The following is a 25,785-nucleotide window of genomic DNA, read 5'->3' on the forward strand; positions in this document are numbered from 1 at the left end:
GGAAAACAAAAAGCCGGAGCAGTGGCTCCGGCTTTCTTTATGCCTTCAGGGGCGATTAGCGGCCTGATTCGGCGATCACGCGAGCGATAATATCGGCGCGCTTGCCGGCTTCCAGTTCGCCCAGGGCGATCAGGCCAGCCTTGAAGATGACGTTCTTCGGCAGGCTGACGTCGTCCAGCGTGGCGATCGCTTCAACGTGCATGCCGTTCAGACGGCTGGCATCGCGCGGGCTCAGGTTGACCTGAGTGTTCATCACCTGCTTGCCTTTCTTCTTGGCTGGTGCAGCCGCTTTCTTGGTGGATTCCTGTTCTTCGTCTTCCGGCAGTTCGTCATCAAAATCGTAAATAGACATAGTCAATCCTGTTGAGTTAGGCAAAAGGGCACGTTTGCCCGACATAGTAATCCGACATTGGGTCAATCAGCCCATATCCTCGTTACGGATAAAGGCGCGCCAGGAGCCGAGCACCTGGGCAAAATCTTCCAGCCCGCACATGGCCAGCTGTTCATCATCGTAGTAGGCGAGATCGTCAAGATCCTCACCCAGCTCGATATTGAGGGCGTTGGCTTTCACCTCCGCCTCTTCATGGGTCAGCAGCAGGGAGTAGTCACCGCCGTTGAGCCGGTATTCGACTCGGGTGCGGTTGGAGAGCTGATCAATGATGGAGAAGAGCTCGTCGAGCTTCTCCTCATCCTTGCCAACCTCGTCGATCAGCCACTGACCGATGGCTTCATGGCCCATGGAGAACCGGGCGCGATAGCCACCAAACGGGTCGCGGCGAAATTCATAATCCATAGCACAGTCCAGATCGGAGGGATGGGCCATCACGGGCAGGCGGGTGCAAGCACGCAATTCCTGCTCCATGGCGGGGCACACATCGGGTAAAGTGGCCTATTCTAGCGATCCCCCTCTCGCTTGTCTTGATGATGTGGCATCTTTGCGCCCATGTGCCCTGAATCGGCCCGAGGTTGCGCCGCCAGATCAGCCCCTTGTCCGGAGATGTTATGCAACTAAACGATAACCTTGCCCGCCAGATCGTCGCGCGCGCGATGAAAATCCTGTCGTTCTCGGTCAACGTGATGGACGAACACGGCCTCATCATTGCGTCCGGCAATCCGGAGCGGATCCATCAGCGCCACGAAGGGGCCGTGCTTGCATTGACCGAAAACCGGGTGGTGGAGATCAGCGAAGCGACTGCCTTGCAGCTCAAAGGGGTGCGACCCGGCATCAATTTACCCATCTCCTATCAGGGGGAGCTGATCGGGGTGATCGGTATCTCTGGCGATCCGGAGGAAGTTCGTGCTTACGCCGAGCTGGTGCGAATGACGGCAGAGCTGATCCTGGAGCAGGCGGCGCTCACCGAGCAGTTGCAGTGGGACAAGCGCCACAAGGAGGAGCTGGTGTTGCAGCTCATTCGTGGTGAGGGGCGAGTCGATCAATTGCAGCAGGCGGCCCGTTTTCTCGGGCTGGAGTTGGCCCAGCCTAGGGTGGTGGCCGTGCTTGCGCTGGAGGAGGCGGATCCGGCGCGTCTGCGAGAGCTGGTTCATCAGCTGGAAAATCCGGAGCGGGACAATCTGGTCGCCATCAACGGGCTCGACGAGATAGTGGTGCTCAAACCGGCGCAATTGAGTGATGGCGTCTGGCAATCGGCGCAGGAGCGCAGCCGGATCAAGCAGTTGTTGGCCCGCATTCCCCACTTCAAGGTGCATATCGCGGTGGGCGATTACTTCGCCGGGATCGACGGGCTGGCGCGCTCTTACCAGACGGCGCGCGATACCCTGCGCCGTGGCATGCGGCAGGCGCCGCGCAAACAGGTCTACTTCTTTGAGGACTACCGTTTGCCGGTGCTGCTGGGCAGTCTGGCGGACTCCTGGCAGGCGGATCAGCTGCGCACACCGCTGCAAAAACTGGCCCGGGAAGATTGCAAGGGGGCGCTGCAGAAGACCCTGCGCCACTATTTCTTGCAGGATTGTGATCTGCATCGCTGTGCCGAAGCCCTGTTCATTCACCCCAATACCCTGCGCTATCGGCTGGGGCGGATAGAGCAGATAACCGGGTTGAATTTCAACAAGTTAGACGACAAATTTTTGCTCTATCTCGGCCTTAATCTCGACTTGTGATTGTGAGATTTGACAAAAAACTACGTTTACATGACGCAATTTTTGGTTTGTAAGCCAAAGCATTCTGATTACAGATCTCCATAATGGCGGCCATTCACTCCCATTGAAGGTGTCCGTCATGATCCCGGTTACAGCCCTTGGCGCCATCGCGGCGCTCTCCATCGCTATCATCCTCATTTTGAAGAAGGTGCCGCCCGCTTACGGCATGATCGTGGGAGCTTTGGCCGGTGGCCTGATTGGCGGTGCCGATCTGACCCAGACCGTCGCCCTGATGATCGGCGGTGCCCAGGGGATCACCACTGCGGTGATGCGGATCCTGGCAGCCGGTGTGCTGGCGGGCGTACTGATCGAATCGGGCGCGGCTACCACTATCGCCGAGACCATCGTCAAGAAACTTGGTGAAACCCGCGCCCTGCTGGCGCTGGCGCTGGCAACCCTGATCCTGACTGCGGTCGGCGTGTTCGTGGATGTGGCCGTCATCACGGTGGCGCCCATCGCGCTGGCCATCGCCCGCCGTGCCGATCTCTCCAAGGCGGCCATCCTGCTGGCGATGATCGGCGGCGGCAAGGCGGGTAACGTCATGTCCCCCAACCCCAACGCCATTGCTGCGGCTGATGCCTTCCATCTGCCCCTCACCTCTGTGATGGCGGCGGGCATCATTCCGGGCCTGTTCGGTCTGGTGATGGCCTACTGGCTCGCCAAGCGGCTGAACAACAAGGGCAGCAAGGTTGCTGCTGATGAAGTGGTGAGCTTTGCCGGTGCCAAGTTGCCAGGCTTTGCCGCCGCCATCAGCGCGCCGCTGGTCGCCATCCTGCTGCTGGCTCTGCGTCCTGTTGCCGGTATCGTGGTGGATCCGCTGATTGCGCTGCCCCTCGGTGGTCTGGTCGGCGCCCTGATGATGGGTAAATTCAGCAAGGTGAACCAGTTTGCGGTCTCCGGCCTCGCTCGTATGGCGCCGGTCGCCATCATGCTGTTGGGTACCGGTACCCTGGCGGGCATCATCGCCAACTCCGGCCTGAAAGATGTGCTGATCAGCGGCCTGACCGCCTCCGGTCTGCCTTCTTACCTGCTGGCGCCTATCTCTGGTGCCCTGATGTCGCTGGCAACCGCCTCGACTACCGCCGGTACCGTGGTGGCCTCCAACGTATTCAGCTCCACCCTGATTGAACTGGGGATCAGCAGTCTGGCCGGAGCAGCCATGATCCATGCCGGTGCCACCGTGTTTGACCACATGCCCCACGGCTCTTTCTTCCATGCCACCGGTGGCAGCGTCCACATGGGGGTGGGTGAGCGCCTGAAACTTATCCCTTACGAAACTGCAGTCGGTCTGACCATTGCCACTGTCTCCACCCTGATGTTTGGCGTGTTTGGCCTCGCCTAAGGAATTGATATGAAAATTGTTATTGCCCCCGATTCATTCAAGGAGAGCCTGAGCGCCATGGCGGTGGCTGATGCCATCGAGGCTGGTTTCAAACAGGTGTTGCCAAACGCCACTTACGTCAAATTGCCGATGGCCGATGGCGGTGAGGGCACGGTGCAATCGCTGGTGGATGCCACCGGTGGCCGCATCCTGCCGGTCGAAGTGACCGCGCCCCTAGGTAACAAGGTGCAGGGCTTCGTCGGTCTGCTGGGTGATGGCGAGCGCGCCGTCATCGAGATGGCCGCCGCCTCCGGCATCCATCTGGTGGCGCCCGAGCAGCGCAATCCGCTGCTCACATCCAGCTTCGGCACCGGCGAGCTGATCCTGGCCGCACTGGAGATGGGGGTGAAGCACCTCATCCTCGGTATCGGCGGCAGCGCCACCAATGACGGCGGTGCCGGTATGATCCAGGCGCTCGGTGGCAAGTTGCTCAAATCCGATGGTTCAGCCATCGAGCTGGGTGGCGCAGGTCTCAGTGAGCTCGCGACCATCGATCTGAGCGGTCTGGATCCGCGCCTGAGCGAGCTGATTATCGAGGTAGCGTGCGATGTGAACAACCCGCTGTGCGGCCCGAAAGGCGCCTCCGCGGTGTTTGGCCCGCAGAAGGGGGCGACTCCCGAGATGGTGGCGCAGCTCGATGCCAACCTTTCCCGTTATGCCGACTGCATCGAACAGGCGCTCGGCAAACAGGTGAAGGATATTCCGGGGGCGGGCGCCGCCGGTGGCATGGGCGCCGCGCTGGTTGGCCTGCTTGGCGCCGAGCTCAAGCCCGGCATCCAGATCGTGATTGAAGCGCTGAAACTGGCCGAGGAAGTGGCCGATGCGGATCTGGTCATCACCGGCGAAGGGCGCATCGACAGCCAGACCATCCATGGCAAGACGCCAATCGGTGTCGCACGTTGCGCCAAGCAGTTCGGCAAGCCGGTGATCGGTATCTCCGGTTGCCTGACCGACGATTGTGGCGTGGTACACGAGCACGGGCTGGATGCGGTATTCGCCGTGGTCAACCGCGCCATGTCTCTGCCGGAGGCGCTGGAGAGCGCCAGCACCAATATTCAACTCACTGCGCGCAACGTAGCGGCGCTCTATCAGCTCAAGGGCTGATCCGGTTTGGCCGATGCGCCCCATCGGCCACTCAATATCCCCGTTTGGGGCATCTCCTATCCCGCGAGATGTCTGACGGCCCAGGCACTTATTTGCCGATCCATCGTGATCGGCCCTTTTCTTTCTGCTCCTTTGTCTTGCCACACTTTTGACTCCATGGGTAAGCGCGGTTTTGATAGGCGCAAATCTCCCTTTACGGCATAGTGGTCGTACCAAGTACAAGGAGAGACTCATGTTCCTGCTGACCCTGGGGGTTGCGCTGTTTACCCTGATCCATCTCTACCCCTGTTTTGCGGTGGCCCATCGGGCGCGACTGAGAGAACGGCTGGGTGAGAATCGCTACAAGGGGCTCTTCTCCCTGCTGGTGTTTGTCGCCATTGCCTGCATCATCGCCGGTTGGCGCTCGGCCAGCTCGCTGCCGCTCTACTTCCTGCCGGAGTGGGGGCCGATGACCATGACGGTGATGATGCCCTTTGCTCTGATCCTCTTCTTCTCCGGCCAGGGGCCCAACCATCTGCGCCGCTGGCTGGTGCATCCCCAACTGCTCGGTACCCTGCTCTGGGCGGTGGCCCATCTGCTGGTCAACAGCGAGGCGCGCTCTCTGGTGTTGTTTGGCGGCATCGGGCTCTGGGCGCTGGTGAGCATGGTCTGGATTTCGGTGCGGGACTGGCAGCGATATCCCCGTCCGGCGGCCAACTGGACGGGTACCGGCATCAGCGTCGGGGCGGGCTTGGCTGCCACCGCGCTGTTGGTGTTCTGGGGCCACGGCTGGCTGACCGGCATTCCCCTGCATTGAGAGTGAACTGCGGCTCTGGTAACCGCGTATGATGGACAAAACAAAAGGAGTCTTGGCGATGAAATGGTTCACTCTGTTGCTGTTATTGGGGGCCAGCGCGGCCTCTGCGGCGTGCCCAGATTATTTCAATGTGGAGATGCGGGAGCTCAACAATGCCCAGCGCCACAACCTCTGTCAGCTGACCGAGGGCAAGGTGGTGCTGGTGGTCAATACCGCCTCCTATTGCGGCTACAGCGGCCAGTTCCGCGATCTGGAGAAGCTCTACCAGAGTTACAAGGATAAGGGTCTGATTATTCTGGGCTTCCCCTCCAACGACTTCTGGCAGGAGGCGGGCAACGAGACCAAGACCGCCGAGGTGTGTCGCCGCGACTATGGCGTCACCTTCCCGATGTTCAATCGAGTGGCGGTGCGGGGCTCTGATGCAGTGCCACTGTTCAAGGGGCTGGCGGCGGCCGCTGATGGGGATGAGCCGAACTGGAACTTCCACAAGTATCTGGTGGGGCGCGATGGCAAGCTGATCGCCAGCTACGGCGCCAACCAGAATCCGGCTGACGACCCCCTCAAACTGCAGATCACCCGGGCGCTGGGGCTCTGACCCTACCCCTTGGCGGGCGGCTCTGGAATAATGGGCTCCCGCCACTCAATCCGGTTATCCTGTGCTGCAACGTCTTCCTCAAATGGTGATCTTCGATGCGCTGGTGCGCGAGCAGGGGATCTCTGCCGCCGCCCGTCGTCTCGGGGTCTCCAAATCTCATATCAGCAAGCAGCTGGCGCTGCTGGAGACCACCCTCGGTGCCCAGCTGGTCCAGCGCACTACCCGCCGCTTCGTCCTGACCGAGCTGGGTCAGGAGTACGCCCGTCACTGTCATGCGCTGGTGGCGGTGGCGCAGGAGGCGGACTCTATGATCGCCGAGCGGCGTGGCAAGGTGAGCGGCGTGCTCCATCTCGGGGTGGGCCAATCTTTTGGCCGTCTGCACGTCATTCCCCATCTCAAGGCGTTTCAGGATCGCTATCCCGAGCTGGAGCTGGAGGTCTCGCTGTTCGACCACAGAACCAATCTGGTGGATGAGGGGCTGGATCTCTGGCTCACCACCTATGAGGATAAGCCGGAAGGACTGGTGGGACAGCGGCTGGCCGACATTGGCTTCGTGGTGGCGGCTTCGCCGGATTACCTGCTTAGCCACGGCACGCCACTTCATCCCAAGGATCTGGCCCAGCACAACTGCATCACTTACCAGAGTCGGGAGCGGCGCTATCACCAGTGGTCGTTTCGCCAGGGCAAGGAGCGCCAGACGGTGCAGGTGGCGGGCAACTATCGGGTGGATATGGCGGAGGCGGTGCGGGATGCGGCACTGGCCGGGCTCGGTATCGCCTATATTGCCAACTACTTGCTGGACAAGGAGTTACAGAGCGGCAAGCTGATCCCTGTGCTGCCAGGGTGGCGACCGAACCAACAGATGGCGGTACACGCCGTTTATGCCCGGCGCGAACATCTGGATCCCAAGATCCGTCTCTTCATCGATTTCCTCAAGGCCCGCTTTGGCCCCGAACCCTATTGGGAGCAGCGACTGGCCCCCTGGCTCGGGGGTAAATTGTCCGGCGGTGAGGAATGATTGTTTCCATACAAGAACTCTTGATTTCTTTTGATACTAAAATCGAACCAAATCAGCCAGTTGGCGCAACCGATATCGTGCAAACGTTTTTTCTAACAGAGCTGTAACCAAGCGGACTTGCAGTGACGGGGTGAGAGGCGCAGAATCCGCGCCCATCTTTTGCCCCACCTGATGGAGTCCCTATGATTGCCCTGCTCGGCATCTTGAGTATCCTGGCGCTTGCCGTCATCTGCTCTGATAATCGTCGTCGTATCCCGCTGCGAACAGTTGGCCTTGCCCTCTGCCTGCAAATCATGTTTGCCGGTCTGGTGCTCTGGCTGCCTGCCGGTCAGCATGTGCTGAACGGGGTCAGCGAGAGCGTAAGCAGCGTGATCGGTTATGGTCAGGAGGGGATCGCTTTCCTGTTCGGTGATCTGGCCAAGTTCAAGCTGGGCTTCATCTTTGCCTTCAACGTATTGCCGGTCATAATCTTCTTCTCCGCGGTGATCGCCATCCTCTACCACATCGGCATCATGCCTCGGGTGATCGCCCTGCTGGGTGGTGGCTTGCAGAAATTGCTGGGCACCGGCCGCGCCGAGAGCCTCTCCGCGACCGCCAACATCTTCGTTGGCATGGTGGAAGCGCCGCTGGTGGTCAAACCCTACCTCTCCAAGATGTCCGATTCCCAGTTCTTCGCTGTGATGAGCTGTGGTCTCGCCTCCGTCGCCGGTGGCACCCTGGTGGGCTATGCCAGCCTCGGGGTTGAGCTGAAATACCTGATCGCTGCCGCCTTCATGTCGGCCCCTGCCGGTCTGGCGATGGCCAAAATCCTGGTGCCGCCGGGAGCTGAAGAGGTCGATCACCATCAGGATGTGGAGATCCCCCGCGCCACCAACGTGATCGAAGCGGCGGCCGATGGCGCCATGTCTGGCCTCAATATTGCGGTGGCGGTCGGTGCGACCCTGCTGGCCTTCGTTGGCGTGATCGCCATGCTCAATGGTCTGCTGGGTTGGGCTGGCGGTCTGGTGGGGCTGGATCTGAGCTTCCAAATCATTCTGGGCTGGCTGTTTGCCCCCGTCTCCTGGCTGATCGGTGTGCCCTGGGATCAGGCGCAAGCCGCTGGCGCCCTGATCGGTACCAAGATCGTGGTCAACGAGTTCGTCGCCTTTATCGGTCTGGTGCAGGATCAGACCCTGAGCGAGTCGAGCAAGGCCATCGTGACTTTCGCCCTGTGTGGCTTTGCCAACATCTCCTCCATGGCGATCCTGATCGGCGGTCTGGGCTCCATGGTGCCGGAGCGCAAATCCTTCATCGCCCGTTACGGCATGCGCGCCATTCTCTCCGGCGTGCTGGCGAACCTGATGAGCGCCTGTCTGGCCGGTCTGTTCCTCGCCCTGTAACTGCTGCGGTACGGAATAGATGTAACAAGGGCGCCCTGATGGCGCCCTTGTCATATGGATAAAATGAAGCCCCGGCCTTGGTCGGGGCTTCTTGTTGCTGCTCAGTCTACGTAGAAGGTCTGCTGGAAGCTGAGGTTCTGTTGCTGCCCACCGCCCATGATCTTCAGGGTGAACTGATAGGTATCTTCGTTGCGGTAGGGGAGGGTCGCCAGATAGTAGATGGCATCGCCCTCTTTTACCTCCTGAAAGTTCAGGGTGCGGATGGTACCGGTCAGGTTCTTGGCCTCACCGGTGATCCCCACGGCTTGCGCCACTTTCTGCTTGTCCTGTACCGCGATATTGATTATGGCGTTATAGCGGCTGCGCTCCAGTCCATACGCCTTGGCGACCTCGGGGGTGAGGAAGCTGGAGTTGAAGGCGTTGTAGTGCACCAGCCAGGGCCCCAGCTCCTTCATCTGTTCTGCCTTGAGCGGCAGGGTCATCAGCAGTGCTAGTAGGCCACTCATCCAGGCTGTTTTCATCTGTCATCCCTCTCATATCTACGGTTGGCGCAGGCCGATTCATTCAGCCTTGCGTGTCATTCAGCAGTGCACTCACTTCTTGCGGCAACTGTTTGGGGCTGTCGATGGAGACGGTTTTGTGTCGCCCCAGCTCGCCCCGCACTATGGTGATCTGTCCCTTGGCCACCTTGAACTGCTTGGCCAGAAACTTGATCAGATGGCTGTTGGCCTGGCCATCAACCGGCGGCGCCGTGATGGCCACTTTCAGCTCTTCGCCATGCAATCCGATGATCTGATCCCGACTCGCCTTGGGCTGGATCACCAGATGCAGTACCAGTTCATCCCCTTGTTGCAGGACGGCTGGCATCAAATCATCCACCACAGCTGGCCGAACAGGTCACCCAGCAGGTAGTTGATGGCTTGCAGGCCGATAAAGGCGATCAGCACCGAGAGATCCAGTCCGCCCAGTGCCGGCAGTACGCGGCGGATAGGGGCGAGGAACGGCTCGGTCAGCTGATGCATCACGTATTCGATAGGGTTGCGGCCCTGGCTGACCCAGCTCAGGATGGCGCGGATCAGCAGTACCCAGAAGATCATCGAGCCCGCTTTCTTCAGCACGGTCAGCGCGGCAAACAGGCTGATGCTGAGCCAGTCCGCCAGCAGTACGTTCATGCTCTTGAGCAGGGCCAGCTTGAGGAAGGCGACAGCCAGCGCCAGCACCACGGAAGCGAGATCGATGCCGCCAAAGCCAGGGATAACGCGGCGCAGCGGGATCACCAGCGGATTGGTCAGCTTGACCACCATCTGGCTCATCGGGTTGTAGAAGTCGGCGCGGGCCCACTGCAGCCAGACGCGCAGCAGGATAACCATCAGGTAGAGATCGAAAACGGTGTTAATCAGAAAGTAAGCAGTGTTCATCTGGGCTCCTGTTAGAAGAGGGTTTCCATTTCGGTGGCGCGAGCAACGGCCGCCTGCATGGCTTGCGCAGTCAGCGGCATCAGCCCCTGTTGCTGGAATGTCTTGATGGCTTCGGCTGTGGTGCCGCCCTTGCTGGTGACCTGCTCACGCAGGGTCTGCAGCGCCAGCTCCGGGTTTTGCTCCACCATGGCGGCTGCGCCCAGCGCGGTCTGCTGCACCAGCAGGCGTGCCTGATCGGGCGAGAAACCCATCGCCTCCGCCTCTTCGGCGATCGCCTGCATAAAGAGGAAGAAGTAGGCCGGAGCACTGCCCGCTGAGGCGATGACGCCGTTGATGCCAGACTCCTGCTCCACCCAGAGGGTCTTGCCAACCGCCTGCATCATCTGCTCGGCAAAGTCGCGATCCGCGGCGGCAATATGCTCGGGCGCATAGAGGCCGGTCATGCCCAGACCCAGCAGGGCCGGGGTATTGGGCATGGTGCGGATGATGCGGTCATGGCCACCGGCCATCTCGCCAAGGCGCGCCACCTTGATGCCAGCCGCGATGGAGATGAGCAGCTTGCCCTCAAGGGAGCCCAGCTCTTCAACCAGTGCTGCCAGCATGCCGGCCATCAGCTGCGGTTTGACCGCCAGCACGATCACCTCTGCGTCGCGGGCCGCCTCGGCATTACTCTGGGTGATGCGAATGCCATGTTCGCTCGCCAGCGCCTCCAGCTTGGGCAGACTGGGGTTGGCTGCAGTGATCTGCCCAGCAGGATAACCCGCCTTGACCAGTCCGGCGATGATGCTGCGGCTCATATTGCCCGCGCCGATAAAGGCCAGCGTTCTATGCTGCATCAGATGCTCCTGTTGCACATGGGGTCGCGGCGGGGTGGGTGCTGCCTGCACCACCTGACGCCAGAATTCGGTGTTCCATCAAACGCTCCTGTTGATGAAGTCGGGCAAGAGGCGGACGTATGGGTTATCCGCTGGCCTTGCCTATGAGTAGTCACGGGCGCCGAAGATGGCGGTGCCGACCCGCACCATGGTGCTGCCGTGGGCTATCGCCAGTTCAAGATCCTCGGTCATGCCCATCGAGAGGGTATCCACCGTGGGGTATTGTCGCGCAAGCTCGGTGAACAGAGTCTGCATACGGGTCATTTGGGCGGCCAGTACGCTCTCGTCACTGGTGTGTTCGGGAATGGCCATCAGCCCCCGCAGCACCAGTCGCTCACTGTGGGAGACCAGCTCGGCAAGGCGGAAAATCTCTTGTTCCGACGTTCCGGATTTGCTGCTCTCTCCGCTAATATTGATTTGCAGACAAACATTTAGCGGTGCCATTGTAGTTGGGCGCTGGTTGTTGAGGCGGTCGATCAGCTTGTCCCGATCCACGCTCTGCACCCAGTCAAACCGTTCGGCGACCAGTTTGGATTTGTTCGATTGCAAAGGGCCGATAAAGTGCCACTCTATGTCGCTATATTCCGGCTGCTGGCGCAAGGTATCGATCTTGGCCGCTGCTTCCTGGGCGTAGGATTCGCCAAAGCAGCGCTGACCTGCGGCATGGGCGGCCATGATGGCCTCGACAGGTTTGGTCTTGCTCACGGCCAGCAGGCGGATCTGCTGCAGGTTGCGGCTCGCTCGTTCGGCGGCCTGGGCAATACGTTCTTTTACCTGAAACAGGTGCTGGGCAATCTGGTTCATATTTCGTTAGTGATCTTGTGATGGGAGAATGACAAGTCTATGGATATCACAGAGTTATTGGCTTTCAGTGTAAAGCATAAAGCCTCGGATCTACACCTCTCGGCCGGGGTTCCCCCGATGATCAGGGTTGATGGTGAGGTTCGCAAGATCAATTTGCCCGCCCTGGAACACCGGGAAGTGCATGCCCTCATTTACGACATCATGAACGACCATCAGCGCAAGGAGCTGGAGGAGAACTTCGAGGTCGACTTCTCGTTCGAGGTACCCAATCTGGCCCGTTTCCGGGTTAACGCCTTCCAGCAGGCGCGCGGCTCGGGCGCGGTATTTCGTACCATCCCCAGCACGGTGCTGAGCCTCGAGGATCTCGATGCGCCGGAGATCTTCCGCAAGATTGCCGAGTTCCCGCGGGGTCTGGTACTGGTGACCGGCCCGACCGGTTCCGGTAAGTCGACCACCCTGGCGGCCATGGTCAACTACATCAACGAGAACTTCCATCACCACATTCTCACCATCGAAGACCCCATCGAATTCGTCCACGAGAACAAGCGCTGTCTGGTGAACCAGCGGGAAGTGCACCGTGATACCAAGAGCTTCAGCAACGCCCTGCGCTCGGCACTGCGGGAAGACCCGGACATCATTCTGGTGGGCGAGATGCGCGACCTTGAGACCATTCGTCTGGCCATGACCGCCGCCGAAACCGGCCATCTGGTGTTTGGCACCCTGCACACCTCGTCGGCGGCCAAGACCATCGACCGTATCATCGACGTCTTCCCCGGCGCGGAGAAGGACATGGTGCGCTCCATGCTCTCCGAATCCCTGCGGGCGGTCATCTCCCAGACCCTGCTCAAGCGCATTGGCGGCGGTCGGGTGGCGGCCCACGAGATCATGATGGGCATTCCGGCGGTGCGTAACCTCATCCGGGAGGACAAGATCGCCCAGCTCTACTCGGTGATCCAGACCGGGATGACCCACGGCATGCAGACCATGGATCAGAGCCTCAAGCAGCTGGTGAGCCGCGGTGTGGTGGCATCCCTCGATGCCAAGGCCAAGGCCGTCGATCCCAACAGCATTTAAGAGACTCGCACCCAGGGAGGGATAGATGATGAATCTGGATGATCTGCTGAGCGAGCTGGTCGAGCGAAAGGGATCGGATCTGTTTGTGACGGTGGGTTCGCCGCCCACCCTCAAGGTGAATGGCCATCTGGTGTCGCTGGGGGGGGAAGCGCTCGACAAGAAGGGGGCGCTGACGTTGGTCAGGGATACCCTCAGCAGCGATCACTTCGAGCGTTATATCCGCACCAAGGAGGCCAACTACGCGATCTATCGCGAAGCGCTTGGCCGTTTTCGGGTCAGCGCCTTCTGGCAGCAGGAGCTGCCCGGCATGGTGGTGCGGCGTATCGAGACCCGCATTCCTACCTTTGAAGATCTGCAGCTACCCAAGATCCTGCAAGAGGTGGCGATGGCCAAGCGGGGACTGGTGCTGTTTGTCGGCGCTACCGGGGCGGGCAAATCGACCACCCAGGCGGCGATGATCGGCTATCGCAACCAGCATGCCGATGGTCACATTCTGACGGTGGAAGATCCGGTGGAGTTCGTCCATCAGCATGGTCGCAGTCTGGTGACCCAGCGAGAGGTGGGGATCGACACCGAGTCGTTCGATGTGGCGCTAAAAAGCTCGCTGCGTCAGGCGCCGGACGTGATCCTGATCGGCGAGATCCGAAGTCAGGAGACCATGGAATTTGCCCTGCAGTTCGCCGAGACGGGACACCTTTGTCTCGCCACTTTGCATGCCAACAATGCCAACCAGGCGCTGGATCGCATCCTCCATCTGGTGCCGCAAGACAAACACCGCCAATTCCTGTTCGATCTCTCTTTCAACCTCAAGGCCATCGTCGCCCAGCAGCTGGTGCCGAGTATGGATGGCAAGCGGCGCTGCGCCGCGTTCGAGATCCTGCTCAATACCCCGCTCATCACCGACATTATCCGCAAGGGAGAGATGCATCGCCTCAAGGAGGTGATGACCAAATCCACCGAGCTGGGTATGCAGACCTTCGATCAGGCGCTTTTCAGCCTGTTCTGCGCCGGCCAGATTGGCTACAGTGAGGCACTCGCCCACGCCGACTCGGCCAACGACCTGCGACTGCTGATCAAGCTCTCCGGTCGCGAGCGGCTCGGTACCGGCACGCTGGACAATGTGACGCTGGATGAATGAATCATGGGGCCGCTCTGCCGTTCGGCCCCTCGCCATAAAGGAACGTTATGCTGATTGTGGTTTCCCCGGCCAAGACGCTGGATTACGAGTCACCGCTGGTGACACCCCGTTTCACCCAACCCGAGCTGCTGGATCACTCCGCCGAACTGATTAGCCGGGCCCGCCAACTGAGCCCTGACCAGATCGCCACTCTGATGAAGATCAGCGACAAGCTGGCTGGTCTAAACGCCGCCCGTTTTGCCGAGTGGCAGCCAGACTTTACCCCCGCCAACGCCCGTCAGGCGCTGCTGGCCTTCAAGGGGGATGTCTACACCGGTTTGGCGGTGGAGGATTTTAGCGAGGCCGATTTTGACTTCGCTCAGGCACACCTGCGGATGCTCTCAGGCCTCTACGGCGTGTTGCGTCCCCTCGACCTGATGATGCCCTATCGACTGGAGATGGGGACCAAGCTCGACAATAGCCGCGGCAAGGATCTTTACCAGTTCTGGGGGGAGGTGATCACTCACCATCTCAACGACGCGCTGGCAGCGCAGGGGGATGAGGTGTTGATCAATCTGGCTTCCGACGAGTATTTCAAGTCGGTACGCCCCAAGATCCTGAAAGGGCGGATTGTCACACCGGTGTTCAAGGATGAGAAGAACGGCCAGTTCAAGATCATCAGCTTCTACGCCAAGAAGGCGCGCGGCATGATGGCTCGCCACATCATCAAGCACCGTCTGACCGAGGTGGAGCAGCTGACCGGTTTCAACGCCGAGGGCTACTACTTCGTACCGGAAGAGTCGGACGCCAATACCCTGATGTTTAAACGCGCCGAAAATTAATTACAAAAAGAGGGAACCAATCTTTCGACCCGCGGGTCTGAATATGTGAATCCTCTGTTGTAAGCACTTTTTATTCGCCGACGTTTGATACGTCGGCTTTTTTATTGCCGTTTTTATTGTCCATCGATTGCCTTCGCCGGGACTATGTGGTTCAGATAGACTCAAGACAGGGAGCGAGTCGTCGCGAGGTGAATATGGAACAGAAAAATGCCATTCGGCAGGTTGCCGTCCCTTGGGCTCCGTCCCGCCAGCTCCCACCCGGTCTGGTTGTGGCCGAGCTGCATCAGGATCTCTGGAGCGACTCCCTGACCATCATGCTGGGGCGGGCACGCAGCATCGATCTGCCCCCGCAAATCCTCTGCCGGGTCTATTTTCGCCATATCTACGCCCTGCGGGTTATCGAAGATTGCGATCTGGCCGAGGGGAAGGATAGTCACGCTATCGAAGAGCAGATCCAGCTCATCACCCCATCCCGTTTTGCCAGTTGGTTCCATCAGGAGTCGGATGGTCTGCATCTGGATGAAGATCTGCAGCACTATCGCATCTCGACCTGGGATTATTGCGCCGATGTGCTGACCTCCTCGGCGCCGGAGCTGCAGTTCCTGCCCCAGAGCGAGTAGCCAGCTGTTACGTCAGAGGCGAAGGATGATCCTTCGCCTCTTGGTTTTGGGCGGGTGCAGATTTTGTGGCGTTCAGGCCATTCAGCTTGGGTGGTGGCCTGAACGCCACAAAAAAAGCGCCTCAGAGGAGGCGCGGGGAAAAAGACAGATTGGAAGCGTCACATGGGTGCTACTTGAATCAGCGAATGAGCCGTGCCATTCAAGTATGGAGCCATCATGCCAAGCTCAATCTGAAGTAGTTCTGAGGCGATTCTTCATTTTCTGTTCATCTTGTCAGCAAAGCGTGGTCACTGACTGAAAGCCTTTTCATTCTGATCACGATATTGTCCCGCCCTCTCCAAGGCGCTCATCGTCTCATGGGGCCAGCTCGAATGTTGTGCCTGTCTGTTCCAGAGCCAGCAACCAGCGCTTGATGGGAATGCCGCCAGCATAGCCGGTCAGATCGCCGCTGCGTCCGATCACCCGATGGCAGGGTACTATGATGCTCAGCGGATTGCGGCCATTGGCAGCGCCTACCGCCCGCACAGCCTTGGGATTGCCGATAGCCTGGGCAATCTCGAGATAGCTGACGGTCTCGCCATAGGGGATATCGCACAAAGCGTTCCACACCGATTGTTGAAACGGGGTGCCCTTCGCTGCCATGGGCAGATCGAACTGCTGCAATTTTCCGGCGAAATAGGCGTTGAACTGGGCAAGATAGGGCGCCAGCGCCTTGTCATCCCGTTGCCAGTCAGTTTGCGGCATGACGGGGCGCTCCCCGTGCATGAACTCCACGTGGCGCAGGCCATCCTGATCGATGGCGACCAGCAGGGGGCCGCGGGCGCTGTCGCAAAAACTGTATCTCATCGGCTGACATCCTTTGGAGGCTGGGGGGGCTCAGTCCAGCACCGGCTTGCCGCGGGCGGACTTGATATCACCCTTGCGCTTTTTGGCATCGACCCGTTTGCGTTGGGAGCTGCGGGTCGGCTTGGTGGCATGGCGGGCCTTGGGGCGCCAGGCTGCTTTCTTCAGCAACTCCACCAGACGGCTCATCGCCTCCTTGCGGTTCATATCCTGACTGCGGTGGCTCTCGACCCGGATCAGGATAAAACCGTCATGCACCCGGCTGTCGCTCAGCTTGTCGAGCCCCTCCTTGTAGAGGGGCGTCAGGCTGGGAGAGTTGCGGTAATCGAAGCGCAACCAGACGGCGGAGTCGGTCTTGTTGACGTGCTGTCCACCGTTGCCCTGTGCCCGCATGGTCTGAAATTGCAGCTCATGCCAGGGAATCGCGACGCTGTTGGAGATAACTAACATGCTGTTTTGCTCTTGTTTGGTGCATACCTGCTGACCGCTGCAGCATGGTGCCTCATTATGGGGCGTGCTGGCCGGTTATGGGGATGTGCCTGACGAATGGCGCAGGCATTAAACTCTATCTATATGAAATAAAACAATAAAAATACTTGGCATAAGAATTGAAACCCGATTCATGACACACCATGGATTGGGAGCAACCAGATGAAGCTGATTAGTGCGATTATCAAACCGTTCAAGTTGGACGATGTCCGTGAGGCTATTGCCAACCTGGGGGTGGAAGGGCTGACCGTGTCCGAGGTCAAGGGATTTGGCCGCCAGAAGGGACACACCGAATTATACCGGGGAGCCGAGTATCAGGTCGACTTCCTGCCCAAGGTGAAGCTGGAGATTGCTACCGCCGATGATAACGTGGAAGGGGTGATCGAGGCGATCTGCAAGGCAGCCTATACCGGCAAGATCGGCGACGGCAAGATTTTTGTCTACGACTTGCTGCAAGCGGTGCGCATCCGCACCGGCGAGAGTGACGACGAGGCGCTGTGATGAACCGCATCCGTGACGTACAGATCTGTTGACCTCCCGACCTCGGGCATCCCGATGGAGTGAGCGCTTATTGAAGCCTTATCAACATAACGTTTTGCTCAGAAGAGGCCGAATGGGATTCCATCCGGCCCTTTTCATTTATGGGCGATTAAATATGTGATGTGGCGACGGCGAGCTTTCTTGATCCGCTTATAAGATGTATGCAGAATGCAAACGGAAATCGTTATCACTCTGTATAGCTAATCAAGGAATGGATGATGAAAATGAAGATGTTGGCACTGGCTTTCTCTGCGTTGGCAGCTCAGTCGGCATTGGCGGCCGGGGAAGTGAATGTCTACTCCAACCGGCAGGATGAGCTGATCAAGCCCATCATCCAGCAGTTCGAGAAGGAATCTGGCATCAAGGTGAACGTGGTGTTCGCCAAAGAGGGATTGAACGAGCGTCTGGAGCGGGAAGGCAAGCTCTCTCCGGCCGACCTGATGCTGACCGTCGATATCAGCCGTCTGACCGATCTGGTGGACAAGGGGCTGGTGCAGCCGGTAGACAGCAAGATCCTGCAGGAGAATATCCCCGCCATCTATCGTGATCCGGAGAATCGCTGGTTCGCCCTGACCACCCGGGTTCGCGCCATCTACTCCAGCAAGGAGCGCCTCGGCAAGCTCGACACCATCAGCTACGAAGATCTGGCCAAACCGGAATTCAAAGGGAAAATCTGCACCCGCAGCGGCAAGCATGAGTACAATGTGGCGCTGGTCTCCTCCATGATTGCCCATCACGGCATGGCCGAGACCAAAACCTGGCTGGAAGGGGTCAAGGCCAACCTGGCGCGCAAGCCGCAGGGCAACGACCGGGATCAGGTCAAGGCGATCAAGGATGGTATCTGTGACGTGTCACTCGGCAACAGCTACTATCTGGGCGCCATGTTGAAAGATCCGGCGCAGAAGTCCTGGGCGGATGCGGTCTATATCAACTTCCCGAACCAGGCTGACCGCGGTGCCCACGTCAACGTGAGCGGCGTGGCCATGACCAAATATGCCAAGAACAAGGCCGAGGCCCAGAAGCTGATGGAGTTTCTGGCTGGTGACACCGCCCAGCACATGTATGCGGACGTGAACGCCGAATATCCGGTCAAGGCCGGGGTCGAGCCTTCCGCCATGGTCAAGTCTTGGGGCAGTTTCAAGTCTGACGCACTACCGGTCAGCGATTACGCCAAGCACCGCAAGGACGCCTTGCAGTTGCTGGATGAAGTGAAGTTCGACTTGTAATCAGATGGGGCCAACGGCCCCATCAACATCTGTGGTCTCATGAAAAATTTTGGATGGATGACCGGCAGCTGGGCCATCGCCCTGCTGCTGGGTTTACCGGTGATTGCTCTGCTTTTCTCTGCCTTCTCGGCTGAGGGGGAGCTGTTTCGCCACCTCGCCGATACCGTGTTGCTCGATTATCTCGGCAATACCCTGGGGCTGGTGGTCGGCGTAGTATTGCTCAGCCTGCTGTTTGGCGTACCCACCGCCTGGCTGGTGGCCATGTGTCAGGTGCCGGGGCGCCGTGCCCTGCAATGGGCCTTGATGCTGCCAATGGCCATGCCCTCCTATATCGTCGCCTACGTCTATACCGACCTGCTCGACTACTCGGGCCCGTTACAAGCCGGGTTGCGAGCGCTCTTTGGCTGGAACAGTCCTGCCGATTACTGGTTTCCGGCCATTCGCTCCCTTGGCGGCGCCGCCTGGGTGCTGGCGCTGGTGCTGTTCCCCTATGTCTATCTGCTGACCCGCGCCTCTTTTCTCGAGCAGTCAGTCAGCCTGATCCACTCCAGCCGCCTGCTCGGCTGTACCCCGTGGCAGAGCTTTCGTCGTCTCAGTCTGCCGCTGGCGCGCCCCGCCATCATGGTGGCGGTATCGTTGGTGGCCATGGAGACGCTGGCCGATTTCGCCACCGTCCACTTCTTTGCCATCAACACCCTGACCACGGCGGTCTACGACACCTGGCTTGGCTATGGCAGTCTGGCCACCGCGGCCAAACTCTCCTGCCTGATGCTGCTGGCTGTGGTGCTGCTGATCGCGCTGGAGCGCCGCTCGCGCAGTCGACAGCAGGTGTTCCAGAAGTCCATGGGCCATGAGCAGCCGCTGCGCTATCCGCTCAAGGGGATGAGTCGCGCTCTGGCCGCTTTTTGGTGCTGGGGGCTGGTGCTGGCCGGTTTCGGCCTGCCGTTCGTCATCCTGCTCGATTACGGGGTGCGCTACTTCGAGTTGTCTTGGACGCCGGAGTTCGTCCGCTTCGCCGGCAACAGTCTGCTCATCTCGGCGTTGACCGCCCTGCTGGCGATGGGCATCGCCCTGCTGCTCGGCTTCTTCCGCCGCCTCGATGGCGGGATAAAGAGTCTGCTGCCCCTGCGCATCGCCGCCATGGGCTACGCCATGCCGGGGACCGTGCTGGCTATCGGGGTGCTGGTGCCGCTCACCGCCCTCGATTTTGCCATCAACGATCTGGCCGAGTGGCTCGGGCGTCAGGGCCCGGGCTTGCTGCTGACTGGCACCATCATCGCCATCGTGTTCGGTTATCTGGTGCGCTTCGTGGCCATCGCCATCGGCTCGGTGGAGAGCAGCATGGGCAAGATCTCCCCCAGTCTCGACATGGCAGCCCGCTCTCTTGGGCAAGGGGATGGCGCCATGCTGCGGCGGGTCCATCTGCCGCTGGTGCGCCGGGGTCTGTTTGCCGGTGCCATGCTGGTATTCATCGAATCCATGAAGGAGCTGCCCGCCGCCCTGCTGCTGCGGCCGTTCAACTTCGATACTCTGGCGACCCACGTCTATCAGTTTGTCTCGGACGAGATGCTGGAGCGCGGCGCGCTGGGGGCCATCGTTATCGTGCTGGTGGGACTGTTGCCGCTGATCTGGGTCAACCGCAGTCTGGACAGTCCGGGTCACTGAGTCGCCACGTCGGTCAATGAAATTGCATGCGGTGTGCTGAACCGAAAGGCAGCGCGCCGCCAGAAACGAGAGGAAGTCAGCCTTGTCCTGTTTGCAGGTTGAAAATGTCAGCTGCCGTTACAACGGCCGCAATGTGCTGGAACAGCTCTCCCTGACGGTGGCAGACAATGAGATCGTCTGCCTGCTGGGAGCCAGTGGCTGCGGCAAAACCACGTTGCTCAAGGCCATCGCCGGGCTGCTGCCGTTGGCAGAGGGCTCTATTCGCCTCGGCGATACCCTGCTCGACGGGCCGGGTGCCAGCGTGCCGCCCGAGGCGCGCAACATCGGCATGATCTTTCAGGATTACGCCCTCTTTCCCCACCTGACGGTGGCCGACAACGTCGGTTTCGGGCTGACCAAACTCGACCGCAGTGCCCGCCAGCAGCAGGTGGACGAGGCGCTGGCGCTGGTCAATCTGCAGGGGCTGGGGGATCGTTATCCGCACCAGCTCTCCGGTGGTCAGCAGCAGCGGGTGGCCATCGCCCGGGCGCTGGTGTGCAAGCCGCGGCTGATGCTGCTGGATGAGCCCTTCTCCAACATTGATACCCAGGTGCGGATGAAGTTGATCCTCGAGATCCGCGCCCTGCTCAAGCAGCAGGGGATCGGCGCCATCTTCGTCAGCCACAGCAAGGAGGAGGCGTTCGCCTTCGCCGATCGGCTGGCGCTGTTTCGCGCCGGTCACATCGAGCAGGTGGGGCAGCCTGAGCAGCTCTATCGCCGCCCGCAAAACCGCTTCGTGGCGGAGTTTCTCGGCGGGGTCAACTATCTGGCTGCCGAGGTGGTGGACAGCCACTGTGTACAGACGGCGCTCGGGGTCATTTGTGGCAGCGAGCCTCATGGCCGGGCGGTGGGCGAGCAGTTGCAGCTGATGCTCCGCCCCCAGCAACTGCTGCTGGAGAGCGCCGCAGATGGGGAGCTCAAGGTGGTGGAGCAGCAGTTCCTCGGCCACCACTGTCGGGTGCTGTTCGAGTGTGGCGATCTGCAGCTGGAGGCGAGCATTGGCGAGCCCCTTGATGGGATGCGGGCACGGATCAAGGTTGCCCCCCATGGGCTGGTGTTGTTTGACCCTTTGCCCTGAACGCGTGATATCGTCGTGAAATCAAAGAACTGGATCCACTCTGGTTTATAATCGCGCAACGCAAATAGCCCGTAACGCTAACGCCTACTCAGGGGAGAGATATATGAAAGCCCAAGCCGGGATCTGCGCAGAGCCGAATCTGCACGCCCTCTATCTGATGTTCAATCGTACCGGCGATGCCGCCGAACTGGTCGGCCGTCTGGCCAAACTGCCCGCCTTGTGGCAGGCGGTCGCCGCCGATTTCCCCGATGCCGGTTTCAGCGGTCTGGTTGCCGTTGGCGCCGATGCCTGGGATGGTCTCTACCCTGCCGCCCGTCCGCCCCAGTTCCGCAGCTTTATGGCGCAATCCGCCAACGGTCAGGAAGCCCCCAACACCCCGTTTGATCTCTTTATTCAGCTGCGTGCCGATCGGGTGGATGTGCTGCACCACGCCGGTCACCGCGTGATGGCGCTGCTGGCCGGGCTGGTCGAGCTGGCCGAAGAGGTGCGCGGTTTCCGCAACCTGGATTTCCGTGACCTGACCGGTTTCGTTGATGGCACCGAGAACCCGCAGGATGAACACCGTGCCGAAGTGGCGCTGCTGGCCGATGGCGAGTTTGCCGGTGGCTCCTACATTCATGTCCAGCGCTGGGTCCACGCCATGAGCGACTGGGAGAAGCTGGCGCAAAAAGAGCAGGAAGACATTATCGGTCGCACCAAGCCCGACAACATCGAGTATGAGTCTGCCGCCAAGCCGTTGACCGCCCACATCAAGCGGGTCAACCTCAAGACCCCGAAAGGGGAGTCCATGGAGATCCTGCGCCAGAGCATGCCCTGGGGCACCATGACCGAGCAGGGGCTCTACTTCATCTCCTGCTGCCGCACTCCGCAGCACTTCAACGCCATGCTGGCCAGCATGTACAAGGGGGAGGGTAGCCACTTCGACCACCTGCTGCGCTTCACCAAGGCAGTTACCGGCGCGGCTTTCTTCGCCCCATCGGAGGGTTTTCTGATGGCGCAGGGCAAATAAGCCCGCCTGACGAAGCTACCGAAAACAAAAATCCCGGCCTTGGCCGGGATTTTTCGTTCTGGCGTGACCGCTATGACGCGGTAGCGGCCATTACGGCGTCTGTTCGAACAGCTCGAGGGCGGAGAGGTAGAGCTCTTCGATATCGGTGTCGCTGGTCGGGGTGATGAAGATGGTGTCATCACCGGCGATGGTGCCGAGGATCCCCTCTGCCTTGCCGAGGGAGTCGAGCAGGCGGGCGATCAGCTGGGCAGCGCCCGGGCTGGTGTGGATCACCACCAGTGCGCCGTTGTGATCGACGTCCAGCACCAGATTCTTGAGCGGGCTGGAGGTGGTGGGCACGCCCAGTTCCACCGGCAGGCAGTAGACCATCTCCATCTTGGCGTTGCGAGTGCGAACGGCGCCGAAGCGGCTCAGCATGCGCGATACCTTGGACTGGTTGATGTTCTCGAAGCCCAGCTCTTGCAGGGCGGTGACGATTTCTGCCTGGGAGCCAAAGCGCTCTTCTTTCAGCAAGGCTTTAAAGGCCTTGGCCAGTTTTTCTTGCTTGTCGTTATGTTTCATCTTGGTCTCACGAATGAGGAGGTGTGGCGGCCTGTGCGATACAGGCGGCAGATACGAACAGCGGGGCCATTTTGCATTCATATGCCGTTTTTTGCAAGGAAGCGGCGCTTGTTCTGCATATTGATTCAAAAATGGCTTGCATCAACCTTTATTAGGGATAGAATCGGGATGAAATTTTGAAAACTTATTCAATTGGGCTGTATGGGTATTGAATTAATAGGTATCGAGAAGTCCTGGCACAAGGTGCCGGTTCTGCAACAGGTCAGCTTTCGGACATCCCCCGGTGAAACCTTGGTGTTGCTGGGCCCGAGCGGTGCTGGCAAGAGTTCCCTGCTACGGATGATGAATCTGCTGGATACCCCGGATGCGGGTGTTCTGCGGATTGGTGAAAGTGAATTTTCTTTCCCGAGCTCCCTCTCTGCTGCCGAATTCAACCGCCAGTCCCAACTGCTGCGTCGCAAGGTGGGCATGGTGTTCCAGCAGTACAATCTCTGGCCACATCTCACTGTGATGGAGAATCTGATTGAAGCGCCGGTCAAGGTGCTTGGCATGAGCAAGGAGGCCGCCATCGAGAAGGGGGCCTATCTGCTGGCCCAGCTGCAACTGGCCGACAAGCGCGATGCCTGGCCTGCCCGTCTCTCTGGCGGTCAGCAGCAGCGGGTGGCCATTGCCCGTACTCTGATGATGGACCCGGAAGTGCTGCTGTTTGACGAGCCGACTGCCGCCCTCGATCCCGAGATCACCAAGGAGGTGGCCGAGATCATCCGCAACCTGAGCCAGACCGGCATTACCCAGGTGGTGGTGACCCACGAGGTCGACTTTGCCCGCAAGGTGGCCAGTCAGGTGATTTATCTGGAGAAGGGGCGGATCATCGAATCCGGCACCGCTGCCATTTTCCAATCCCCGCAAACCAGCCGGTTTGCCGAATTCTTGATGCATTGATATTGAATCGATAAGGAAGCTGTCATGAAAAAGAGTCTGTTGTTGGTTGCTGCCATGGGCCTGTTGAGTACCTCCGTCATGGCCAAAGAGATCAAGTTCGCCACCGAGGCCACCTACGCGCCGTTCGAATACCTGGATGACAAGAACGAGTTTCAGGGTTTTGACATCGATCTGGCCCGAGCCATCTGCGAGCAGGCCAAGCTGGAGTGCAGCTTCCACAACCAGGCCTTTGACAGCCTGATCCCCAGCCTCAAATTCCGTCGCTATGATGCCGCCATTGCCGCCATGGACGTGACCCCGGAGCGCTCCGCGCAGGTCGACTTCTCTGACATCTACTACGAGAACTCGGCAGTATTCGTCGCCAAGAAAGGTGCCTTCAAGGGGCCAGAAGAGATGGTCGACAAGACAGTCGGCGTGCAGAACGGCACCTCTCACCAGTCATATCTGGTGGATAACTGGGTGAGCAAGGGCCTGCTGACCGTGCCGTACGCCAGCTACCAGAGCGCCTTCCTCGACATGATGAATGGTCGTACCGACGGTGTGTTTGCTGATACCGCCGTTGCTGCCGACTGGCTGAAGCAGCACAAGGAGTATGCGGTGGTGGGGGCGCCGGTGACCGATGCCAAGTACTTCGGTACCGGCTTTGGCATCGCGGTCGCCAAGGGCAATCAGGAGCTGCTGACCCAGCTGAACAAGGGGCTGGCCGAGATCAAGGCCAACGGCACCTATCAGAAAATCTTCGACAAATACTTCGCGCAGTAAGCCATGTTGAGCCTGTTGTTGGATGCAGCCTGGATGACCCTCGGGCTGGCCTTGGCATCACTGGTCGGGGGCATGGTATTGGCACTGGCGTTCAGTGCCGCCGAGCTCAGCAAGCAGCGTGCATTGGTGTGGCCAGTGGCCACCCTGACCACGCTGATCCGTGGCCTGCCCGAGTTGCTGGTGGTGCTGTTCATCTACTTCGGTTCGACCCAGGTGCTGTTCCTCATCACAGGCGAGTATGTGGAGTTCAGTCCGTTCGCCTGTGGCGTGCTGGCGCTCTCCCTGCTGTTCGCCAGCTATGCGACCCAGACCCTGCGGGCGGCGCTCAATGCGGTGCCTTCAGGTCAACGGCTGGCGGCTCTGGCGCTGGGTTTGAGCAAGAGCCACATCTTCTTTCGCATCGTGTTGCCGCAGGCGTGGCGGCACGCCCTGCCGGGCCTCGGCAACCAGTGGCTGGTGTTGCTGAAAGATACCGCGCTGGTGTCGCTTATCGGGGTCAACGAGATGATGCGTCAGGCCCAGATGGCCTCGGCCAGTACCTATGAGCCTTTCACCTGGTATGCCGCCGCCGCCCTCATCTATCTGGCCATCAGTCTGGTGAGTGAATATGGCCTCGGGCTGGCTGCCCGCTACACCCGCCGCTACGGAGGCTAACCGATGCAAGAGTATCTCGTTACGTTGCTGGGCGGTCTGGTCACCACGCTGGAGCTGACCCTGTTCAGCCTGCTGCTGGGGATTGTGCTGGCGGCCCTGATGACCTGGGTGCTGGAGCTGCGCCTGCCGGTGGTGACCCAGCTGGTGCAGCTGTGGGTGCTGCTCTTTACCGGTACGCCGCTGCTCATTCAGATCTTCCTGATTTACTACGGGCCGGGTCAGTTCGAGTGGCTGAAAGCCAGCCCGCTCTGGCCGCTGCTCAAGCAGCCCTGGTTCTGCGCCGTACTGGCGCTGGGTCTCAACACGGCGGCCTATTCCACCCGGTTGTTCAAGGGGGCGCTCGATGCCATCCCGGCTGGTGAGGTGGAGGCGTGTCGTGCGCTTGGTTTTAACGGTCGCCAGACCCTCTGGATGAAGGTGCGCCATGCCGCCCGTCATCTGGTGCCTGCCTACTCCAACGAGGTGATCCTGGTGCTCAAGGGGAGCTCCCTCGCCAGTACCATCACCATCATGGACATTATGGGGCTGGCGCAGGGGTTGAACGCCCAGACCTACGATACCCTGGCGGTGTTCGGGGTGGCTGGCGGGCTTTATCTGGCGATGAACGGATTGTTAACAATTGGTTTTCGCTGGTGTGAAAAACGGGCGTTGGCATTCCAATCCTGAGACCTTCAAATCTACCTCTTTATGGTAGGGGGAAGCGCAGAAAAACTGTGCTTCTCCTCCAACTTTTTGTATTTCCCTCCAATTTTTGCTCCCGCATGTTTCGTGGCTCACAGAACCCGTGACTGCAACTG

General features: G+C 59.8%; 30 protein-coding genes. 20 read left to right on the top strand and 10 right to left on the bottom strand.

Going from position 1 to position 25,785, the window contains the following annotated elements:
- Positions 1 to 55 precede the first annotated feature (55 nt).
- On the bottom strand, positions 56 to 352 hold the full coding sequence (locus I6L47_RS16885) for a hypothetical protein (RefSeq protein WP_005348860.1): 297 nt from the start codon (positions 350 to 352) through the stop codon (positions 56 to 58).
- A 66-nt stretch (positions 353 to 418) separates the two neighbouring features.
- Positions 419 to 793 (bottom strand): YacL family protein, encoded by a 375-nt coding sequence (locus I6L47_RS16890; protein WP_031227767.1) that lies wholly within the window; start codon positions 791 to 793, stop codon positions 419 to 421.
- A gap of 209 nt (positions 794 to 1,002) precedes the next feature.
- Between I6L47_RS16890 and I6L47_RS16895 the strand changes: the two genes are divergently transcribed.
- The 7 genes from I6L47_RS16895 (at position 1,003) to I6L47_RS16925 (ending at position 8,430) form a co-directional block, all read left to right on the top strand.
- Positions 1,003 to 2,118: a sugar diacid recognition domain-containing protein gene (locus tag I6L47_RS16895; protein WP_216947937.1), complete on the top strand. Its 1,116-nt coding sequence runs from the start codon at positions 1,003 to 1,005 to the stop codon at positions 2,116 to 2,118.
- A gap of 118 nt (positions 2,119 to 2,236) precedes the next feature.
- A complete protein-coding gene (locus tag I6L47_RS16900; RefSeq protein WP_005340326.1) occupies positions 2,237 to 3,499 on the top strand; it encodes a GntP family permease in 1,263 nt (420 codons plus the stop codon).
- Between the two features lie 9 nt (positions 3,500 to 3,508).
- Positions 3,509 to 4,642, top strand: a complete 1,134-nt coding sequence (locus tag I6L47_RS16905; protein WP_216947938.1) for a glycerate kinase — start codon at positions 3,509 to 3,511, stop codon at positions 4,640 to 4,642.
- A 232-nt stretch (positions 4,643 to 4,874) separates the two neighbouring features.
- Positions 4,875 to 5,438: an NnrU family protein gene (locus I6L47_RS16910; protein ID WP_042084306.1), complete on the top strand. Its 564-nt coding sequence runs from the start codon at positions 4,875 to 4,877 to the stop codon at positions 5,436 to 5,438.
- Positions 5,439 to 5,496: 58 nt separating this feature from the next.
- Entirely contained in the window at positions 5,497 to 6,033 is a 537-nt protein-coding gene (locus I6L47_RS16915) for a glutathione peroxidase (RefSeq protein WP_005348870.1), read from the top strand.
- 82 nt (positions 6,034 to 6,115) lie between these two features.
- Positions 6,116 to 7,051: a LysR family transcriptional regulator gene (locus I6L47_RS16920; RefSeq protein WP_005340335.1), complete on the top strand. Its 936-nt coding sequence runs from the start codon at positions 6,116 to 6,118 to the stop codon at positions 7,049 to 7,051.
- Between the two features lie 182 nt (positions 7,052 to 7,233).
- Positions 7,234 to 8,430, top strand: coding sequence for a NupC/NupG family nucleoside CNT transporter (locus tag I6L47_RS16925; protein ID WP_005348874.1), 1,197 nt, complete (start codon positions 7,234 to 7,236; stop codon positions 8,428 to 8,430).
- A gap of 101 nt (positions 8,431 to 8,531) precedes the next feature.
- On the opposite strand, the gene I6L47_RS16930 is transcribed toward I6L47_RS16925, so the two are convergent.
- From I6L47_RS16930 to I6L47_RS16950, 5 genes are all read right to left on the bottom strand, one after another.
- Complete coding sequence (locus I6L47_RS16930; protein ID WP_005340339.1) at positions 8,532 to 8,951, bottom strand: DUF4426 domain-containing protein; 420 nt, start codon at positions 8,949 to 8,951, stop codon at positions 8,532 to 8,534.
- A gap of 43 nt (positions 8,952 to 8,994) precedes the next feature.
- Positions 8,995 to 9,297 carry a DUF167 family protein YggU gene (gene yggU / locus I6L47_RS16935; protein WP_216947939.1) on the bottom strand — a complete coding sequence of 101 codons (303 nt, stop codon included), beginning with the start codon at positions 9,295 to 9,297 and terminating at the stop codon, positions 8,995 to 8,997.
- Positions 9,297 to 9,848, bottom strand: a complete 552-nt coding sequence (locus I6L47_RS16940) for a YggT family protein (RefSeq protein ID WP_216947940.1) — start codon at positions 9,846 to 9,848, stop codon at positions 9,297 to 9,299. The genes yggU and I6L47_RS16940 overlap by 1 nt, the downstream gene beginning before the upstream one ends.
- An 11-nt stretch (positions 9,849 to 9,859) precedes the next feature.
- Complete coding sequence (gene proC / locus I6L47_RS16945) at positions 9,860 to 10,684, bottom strand: pyrroline-5-carboxylate reductase (protein WP_216947941.1); 825 nt, start codon at positions 10,682 to 10,684, stop codon at positions 9,860 to 9,862.
- Between the two features lie 141 nt (positions 10,685 to 10,825).
- Positions 10,826 to 11,527: a YggS family pyridoxal phosphate-dependent enzyme gene (locus I6L47_RS16950; protein WP_013724131.1), complete on the bottom strand. Its 702-nt coding sequence runs from the start codon at positions 11,525 to 11,527 to the stop codon at positions 10,826 to 10,828.
- Positions 11,528 to 11,566: 39 nt separating this feature from the next.
- On the opposite strand from I6L47_RS16950, the gene tapT reads away from it, so the two are divergent.
- The 4 genes from tapT to I6L47_RS16970 all read left to right on the top strand — a co-directional run bounded on the left by tapT (position 11,567) and on the right by I6L47_RS16970 (position 15,180).
- A complete protein-coding gene (gene tapT / locus I6L47_RS16955; RefSeq protein ID WP_005340354.1) occupies positions 11,567 to 12,601 on the top strand; it encodes a type IVa pilus ATPase TapT in 1,035 nt (344 codons plus the stop codon).
- Positions 12,602 to 12,629: 28 nt separating this feature from the next.
- Entirely contained in the window at positions 12,630 to 13,739 is a 1,110-nt protein-coding gene (gene tapU, locus I6L47_RS16960; protein ID WP_005340356.1) for a type IVa pilus ATPase TapU, read from the top strand.
- A 47-nt stretch (positions 13,740 to 13,786) separates the two neighbouring features.
- On the top strand, positions 13,787 to 14,560 hold the full coding sequence (gene yaaA / locus I6L47_RS16965; RefSeq protein WP_216947942.1) for a peroxide stress protein YaaA: 774 nt from the start codon (positions 13,787 to 13,789) through the stop codon (positions 14,558 to 14,560).
- 194 nt (positions 14,561 to 14,754) lie between these two features.
- Positions 14,755 to 15,180, top strand: coding sequence for a hypothetical protein (locus I6L47_RS16970; protein ID WP_005340360.1), 426 nt, complete (start codon positions 14,755 to 14,757; stop codon positions 15,178 to 15,180).
- Between the two features lie 354 nt (positions 15,181 to 15,534).
- On the opposite strand, the gene I6L47_RS16975 is transcribed toward I6L47_RS16970, so the two are convergent.
- Both I6L47_RS16975 and arfB read right to left on the bottom strand, forming a co-directional pair.
- On the bottom strand, positions 15,535 to 16,026 hold the full coding sequence (locus tag I6L47_RS16975; RefSeq protein ID WP_216947943.1) for a methylated-DNA--[protein]-cysteine S-methyltransferase: 492 nt from the start codon (positions 16,024 to 16,026) through the stop codon (positions 15,535 to 15,537).
- Positions 16,027 to 16,056: 30 nt separating this feature from the next.
- Positions 16,057 to 16,473, bottom strand: a complete 417-nt coding sequence (gene arfB / locus I6L47_RS16980; RefSeq protein WP_111901080.1) for an alternative ribosome rescue aminoacyl-tRNA hydrolase ArfB — start codon at positions 16,471 to 16,473, stop codon at positions 16,057 to 16,059.
- Between the two features lie 201 nt (positions 16,474 to 16,674).
- Between arfB and glnK the strand changes: the two genes are divergently transcribed.
- The 5 genes from glnK (at position 16,675) to I6L47_RS17005 (ending at position 22,069) form a co-directional block, all read left to right on the top strand.
- Complete coding sequence (gene glnK / locus I6L47_RS16985) at positions 16,675 to 17,013, top strand: P-II family nitrogen regulator (RefSeq protein WP_005341406.1); 339 nt, start codon at positions 16,675 to 16,677, stop codon at positions 17,011 to 17,013.
- A 257-nt stretch (positions 17,014 to 17,270) separates the two neighbouring features.
- Complete coding sequence (locus I6L47_RS16990; protein WP_005357960.1) at positions 17,271 to 18,278, top strand: Fe(3+) ABC transporter substrate-binding protein; 1,008 nt, start codon at positions 17,271 to 17,273, stop codon at positions 18,276 to 18,278.
- Between the two features lie 39 nt (positions 18,279 to 18,317).
- Entirely contained in the window at positions 18,318 to 19,943 is a 1,626-nt protein-coding gene (locus tag I6L47_RS16995) for an iron ABC transporter permease (RefSeq protein ID WP_216947944.1), read from the top strand.
- Between the two features lie 82 nt (positions 19,944 to 20,025).
- A complete protein-coding gene (locus I6L47_RS17000; RefSeq protein ID WP_216947945.1) occupies positions 20,026 to 21,060 on the top strand; it encodes an ABC transporter ATP-binding protein in 1,035 nt (344 codons plus the stop codon).
- A 103-nt stretch (positions 21,061 to 21,163) separates the two neighbouring features.
- Positions 21,164 to 22,069 (top strand): Dyp-type peroxidase, encoded by a 906-nt coding sequence (locus I6L47_RS17005; RefSeq protein ID WP_136502300.1) that lies wholly within the window; start codon positions 21,164 to 21,166, stop codon positions 22,067 to 22,069.
- 90 nt (positions 22,070 to 22,159) lie between these two features.
- Here the strand turns inward: I6L47_RS17005 and argR are convergent, their stop codons facing one another.
- Positions 22,160 to 22,630, bottom strand: coding sequence for a transcriptional regulator ArgR (gene argR, locus I6L47_RS17010; RefSeq protein WP_005340378.1), 471 nt, complete (start codon positions 22,628 to 22,630; stop codon positions 22,160 to 22,162).
- Between the two features lie 201 nt (positions 22,631 to 22,831).
- Here argR and I6L47_RS17015 point away from each other — a divergent pair, with 201 nt between their 5' ends.
- Genes I6L47_RS17015 through artM form a run of 4 tightly spaced genes read left to right on the top strand, consistent with a single transcriptional unit; the run spans position 22,832 to position 25,654 of the window.
- Complete coding sequence (locus tag I6L47_RS17015; RefSeq protein WP_005348895.1) at positions 22,832 to 23,572, top strand: ATP-binding cassette domain-containing protein; 741 nt, start codon at positions 22,832 to 22,834, stop codon at positions 23,570 to 23,572.
- A 24-nt stretch (positions 23,573 to 23,596) separates the two neighbouring features.
- Positions 23,597 to 24,334, top strand: coding sequence for a transporter substrate-binding domain-containing protein (locus I6L47_RS17020; RefSeq protein WP_019445594.1), 738 nt, complete (start codon positions 23,597 to 23,599; stop codon positions 24,332 to 24,334).
- Between the two features lie 3 nt (positions 24,335 to 24,337).
- Positions 24,338 to 24,988: an arginine ABC transporter permease ArtQ gene (gene artQ, locus I6L47_RS17025; RefSeq protein ID WP_043826111.1), complete on the top strand. Its 651-nt coding sequence runs from the start codon at positions 24,338 to 24,340 to the stop codon at positions 24,986 to 24,988.
- Between the two features lie 3 nt (positions 24,989 to 24,991).
- A complete protein-coding gene (artM, locus tag I6L47_RS17030) occupies positions 24,992 to 25,654 on the top strand; it encodes an arginine ABC transporter permease ArtM (protein WP_216947946.1) in 663 nt (220 codons plus the stop codon).
- Positions 25,655 to 25,785: the final 131 nt, after the last annotated feature.

The organism is Aeromonas sp. FDAARGOS 1417, from assembly GCF_019046985.1.
Lineage (GTDB): Bacteria > Pseudomonadota > Gammaproteobacteria > Enterobacterales > Aeromonadaceae > Aeromonas > Aeromonas veronii.

Bases quoted from the DNA above. Each gene is read 5' to 3' on its own strand.
- I6L47_RS16925 (WP_005348874.1), top strand. From the start codon at position 7,234: ATGATTGCCCTGCTCGGCATCTTGAGTATCCTGGCGCTTGCCGTCATC.
- I6L47_RS16930 (WP_005340339.1), bottom strand. From the start codon at position 8,951: ATGAAAACAGCCTGGATGAGTGGCCTACTAGCACTGCTGATGACCCTG.
- yaaA (WP_216947942.1), top strand. From the start codon at position 13,787: ATGCTGATTGTGGTTTCCCCGGCCAAGACGCTGGATTACGAGTCACCG.
- I6L47_RS16895 (WP_216947937.1), top strand. From the start codon at position 1,003: ATGCAACTAAACGATAACCTTGCCCGCCAGATCGTCGCGCGCGCGATG.
- I6L47_RS17015 (WP_005348895.1), top strand. From the start codon at position 22,832: ATGGGTATTGAATTAATAGGTATCGAGAAGTCCTGGCACAAGGTGCCG.
- I6L47_RS16950 (WP_013724131.1), bottom strand. From the start codon at position 11,527: ATGAACCAGATTGCCCAGCACCTGTTTCAGGTAAAAGAACGTATTGCC.
- I6L47_RS16890 (WP_031227767.1), bottom strand. From the start codon at position 793: ATGGATTATGAATTTCGCCGCGACCCGTTTGGTGGCTATCGCGCCCGG.
- glnK (WP_005341406.1), top strand. From the start codon at position 16,675: ATGAAGCTGATTAGTGCGATTATCAAACCGTTCAAGTTGGACGATGTC.
- I6L47_RS17020 (WP_019445594.1), top strand. From the start codon at position 23,597: ATGAAAAAGAGTCTGTTGTTGGTTGCTGCCATGGGCCTGTTGAGTACC.
- arfB (WP_111901080.1), bottom strand. From the start codon at position 16,473: ATGTTAGTTATCTCCAACAGCGTCGCGATTCCCTGGCATGAGCTGCAA.
- I6L47_RS16940 (WP_216947940.1), bottom strand. From the start codon at position 9,848: ATGAACACTGCTTACTTTCTGATTAACACCGTTTTCGATCTCTACCTG.
- tapT (WP_005340354.1), top strand. From the start codon at position 11,567: ATGGATATCACAGAGTTATTGGCTTTCAGTGTAAAGCATAAAGCCTCG.
- I6L47_RS16920 (WP_005340335.1), top strand. From the start codon at position 6,116: ATGGTGATCTTCGATGCGCTGGTGCGCGAGCAGGGGATCTCTGCCGCC.
- I6L47_RS16905 (WP_216947938.1), top strand. From the start codon at position 3,509: ATGAAAATTGTTATTGCCCCCGATTCATTCAAGGAGAGCCTGAGCGCC.
- artQ (WP_043826111.1), top strand. From the start codon at position 24,338: ATGTTGAGCCTGTTGTTGGATGCAGCCTGGATGACCCTCGGGCTGGCC.
- I6L47_RS16885 (WP_005348860.1), bottom strand. From the start codon at position 352: ATGTCTATTTACGATTTTGATGACGAACTGCCGGAAGACGAAGAACAG.
- I6L47_RS16900 (WP_005340326.1), top strand. From the start codon at position 2,237: ATGATCCCGGTTACAGCCCTTGGCGCCATCGCGGCGCTCTCCATCGCT.
- artM (WP_216947946.1), top strand. From the start codon at position 24,992: ATGCAAGAGTATCTCGTTACGTTGCTGGGCGGTCTGGTCACCACGCTG.
- argR (WP_005340378.1), bottom strand. From the start codon at position 22,630: ATGAAACATAACGACAAGCAAGAAAAACTGGCCAAGGCCTTTAAAGCC.
- I6L47_RS16990 (WP_005357960.1), top strand. From the start codon at position 17,271: ATGAAAATGAAGATGTTGGCACTGGCTTTCTCTGCGTTGGCAGCTCAG.
- proC (WP_216947941.1), bottom strand. From the start codon at position 10,684: ATGCAGCATAGAACGCTGGCCTTTATCGGCGCGGGCAATATGAGCCGC.
- I6L47_RS16995 (WP_216947944.1), top strand. From the start codon at position 18,318: ATGAAAAATTTTGGATGGATGACCGGCAGCTGGGCCATCGCCCTGCTG.
- tapU (WP_005340356.1), top strand. From the start codon at position 12,630: ATGAATCTGGATGATCTGCTGAGCGAGCTGGTCGAGCGAAAGGGATCG.
- I6L47_RS16910 (WP_042084306.1), top strand. From the start codon at position 4,875: ATGTTCCTGCTGACCCTGGGGGTTGCGCTGTTTACCCTGATCCATCTC.
- I6L47_RS16975 (WP_216947943.1), bottom strand. From the start codon at position 16,026: ATGAGATACAGTTTTTGCGACAGCGCCCGCGGCCCCCTGCTGGTCGCC.
- yggU (WP_216947939.1), bottom strand. From the start codon at position 9,297: ATGCCAGCCGTCCTGCAACAAGGGGATGAACTGGTACTGCATCTGGTG.
- I6L47_RS16915 (WP_005348870.1), top strand. From the start codon at position 5,497: ATGAAATGGTTCACTCTGTTGCTGTTATTGGGGGCCAGCGCGGCCTCT.
- I6L47_RS17005 (WP_136502300.1), top strand. From the start codon at position 21,164: ATGAAAGCCCAAGCCGGGATCTGCGCAGAGCCGAATCTGCACGCCCTC.
- I6L47_RS16970 (WP_005340360.1), top strand. From the start codon at position 14,755: ATGGAACAGAAAAATGCCATTCGGCAGGTTGCCGTCCCTTGGGCTCCG.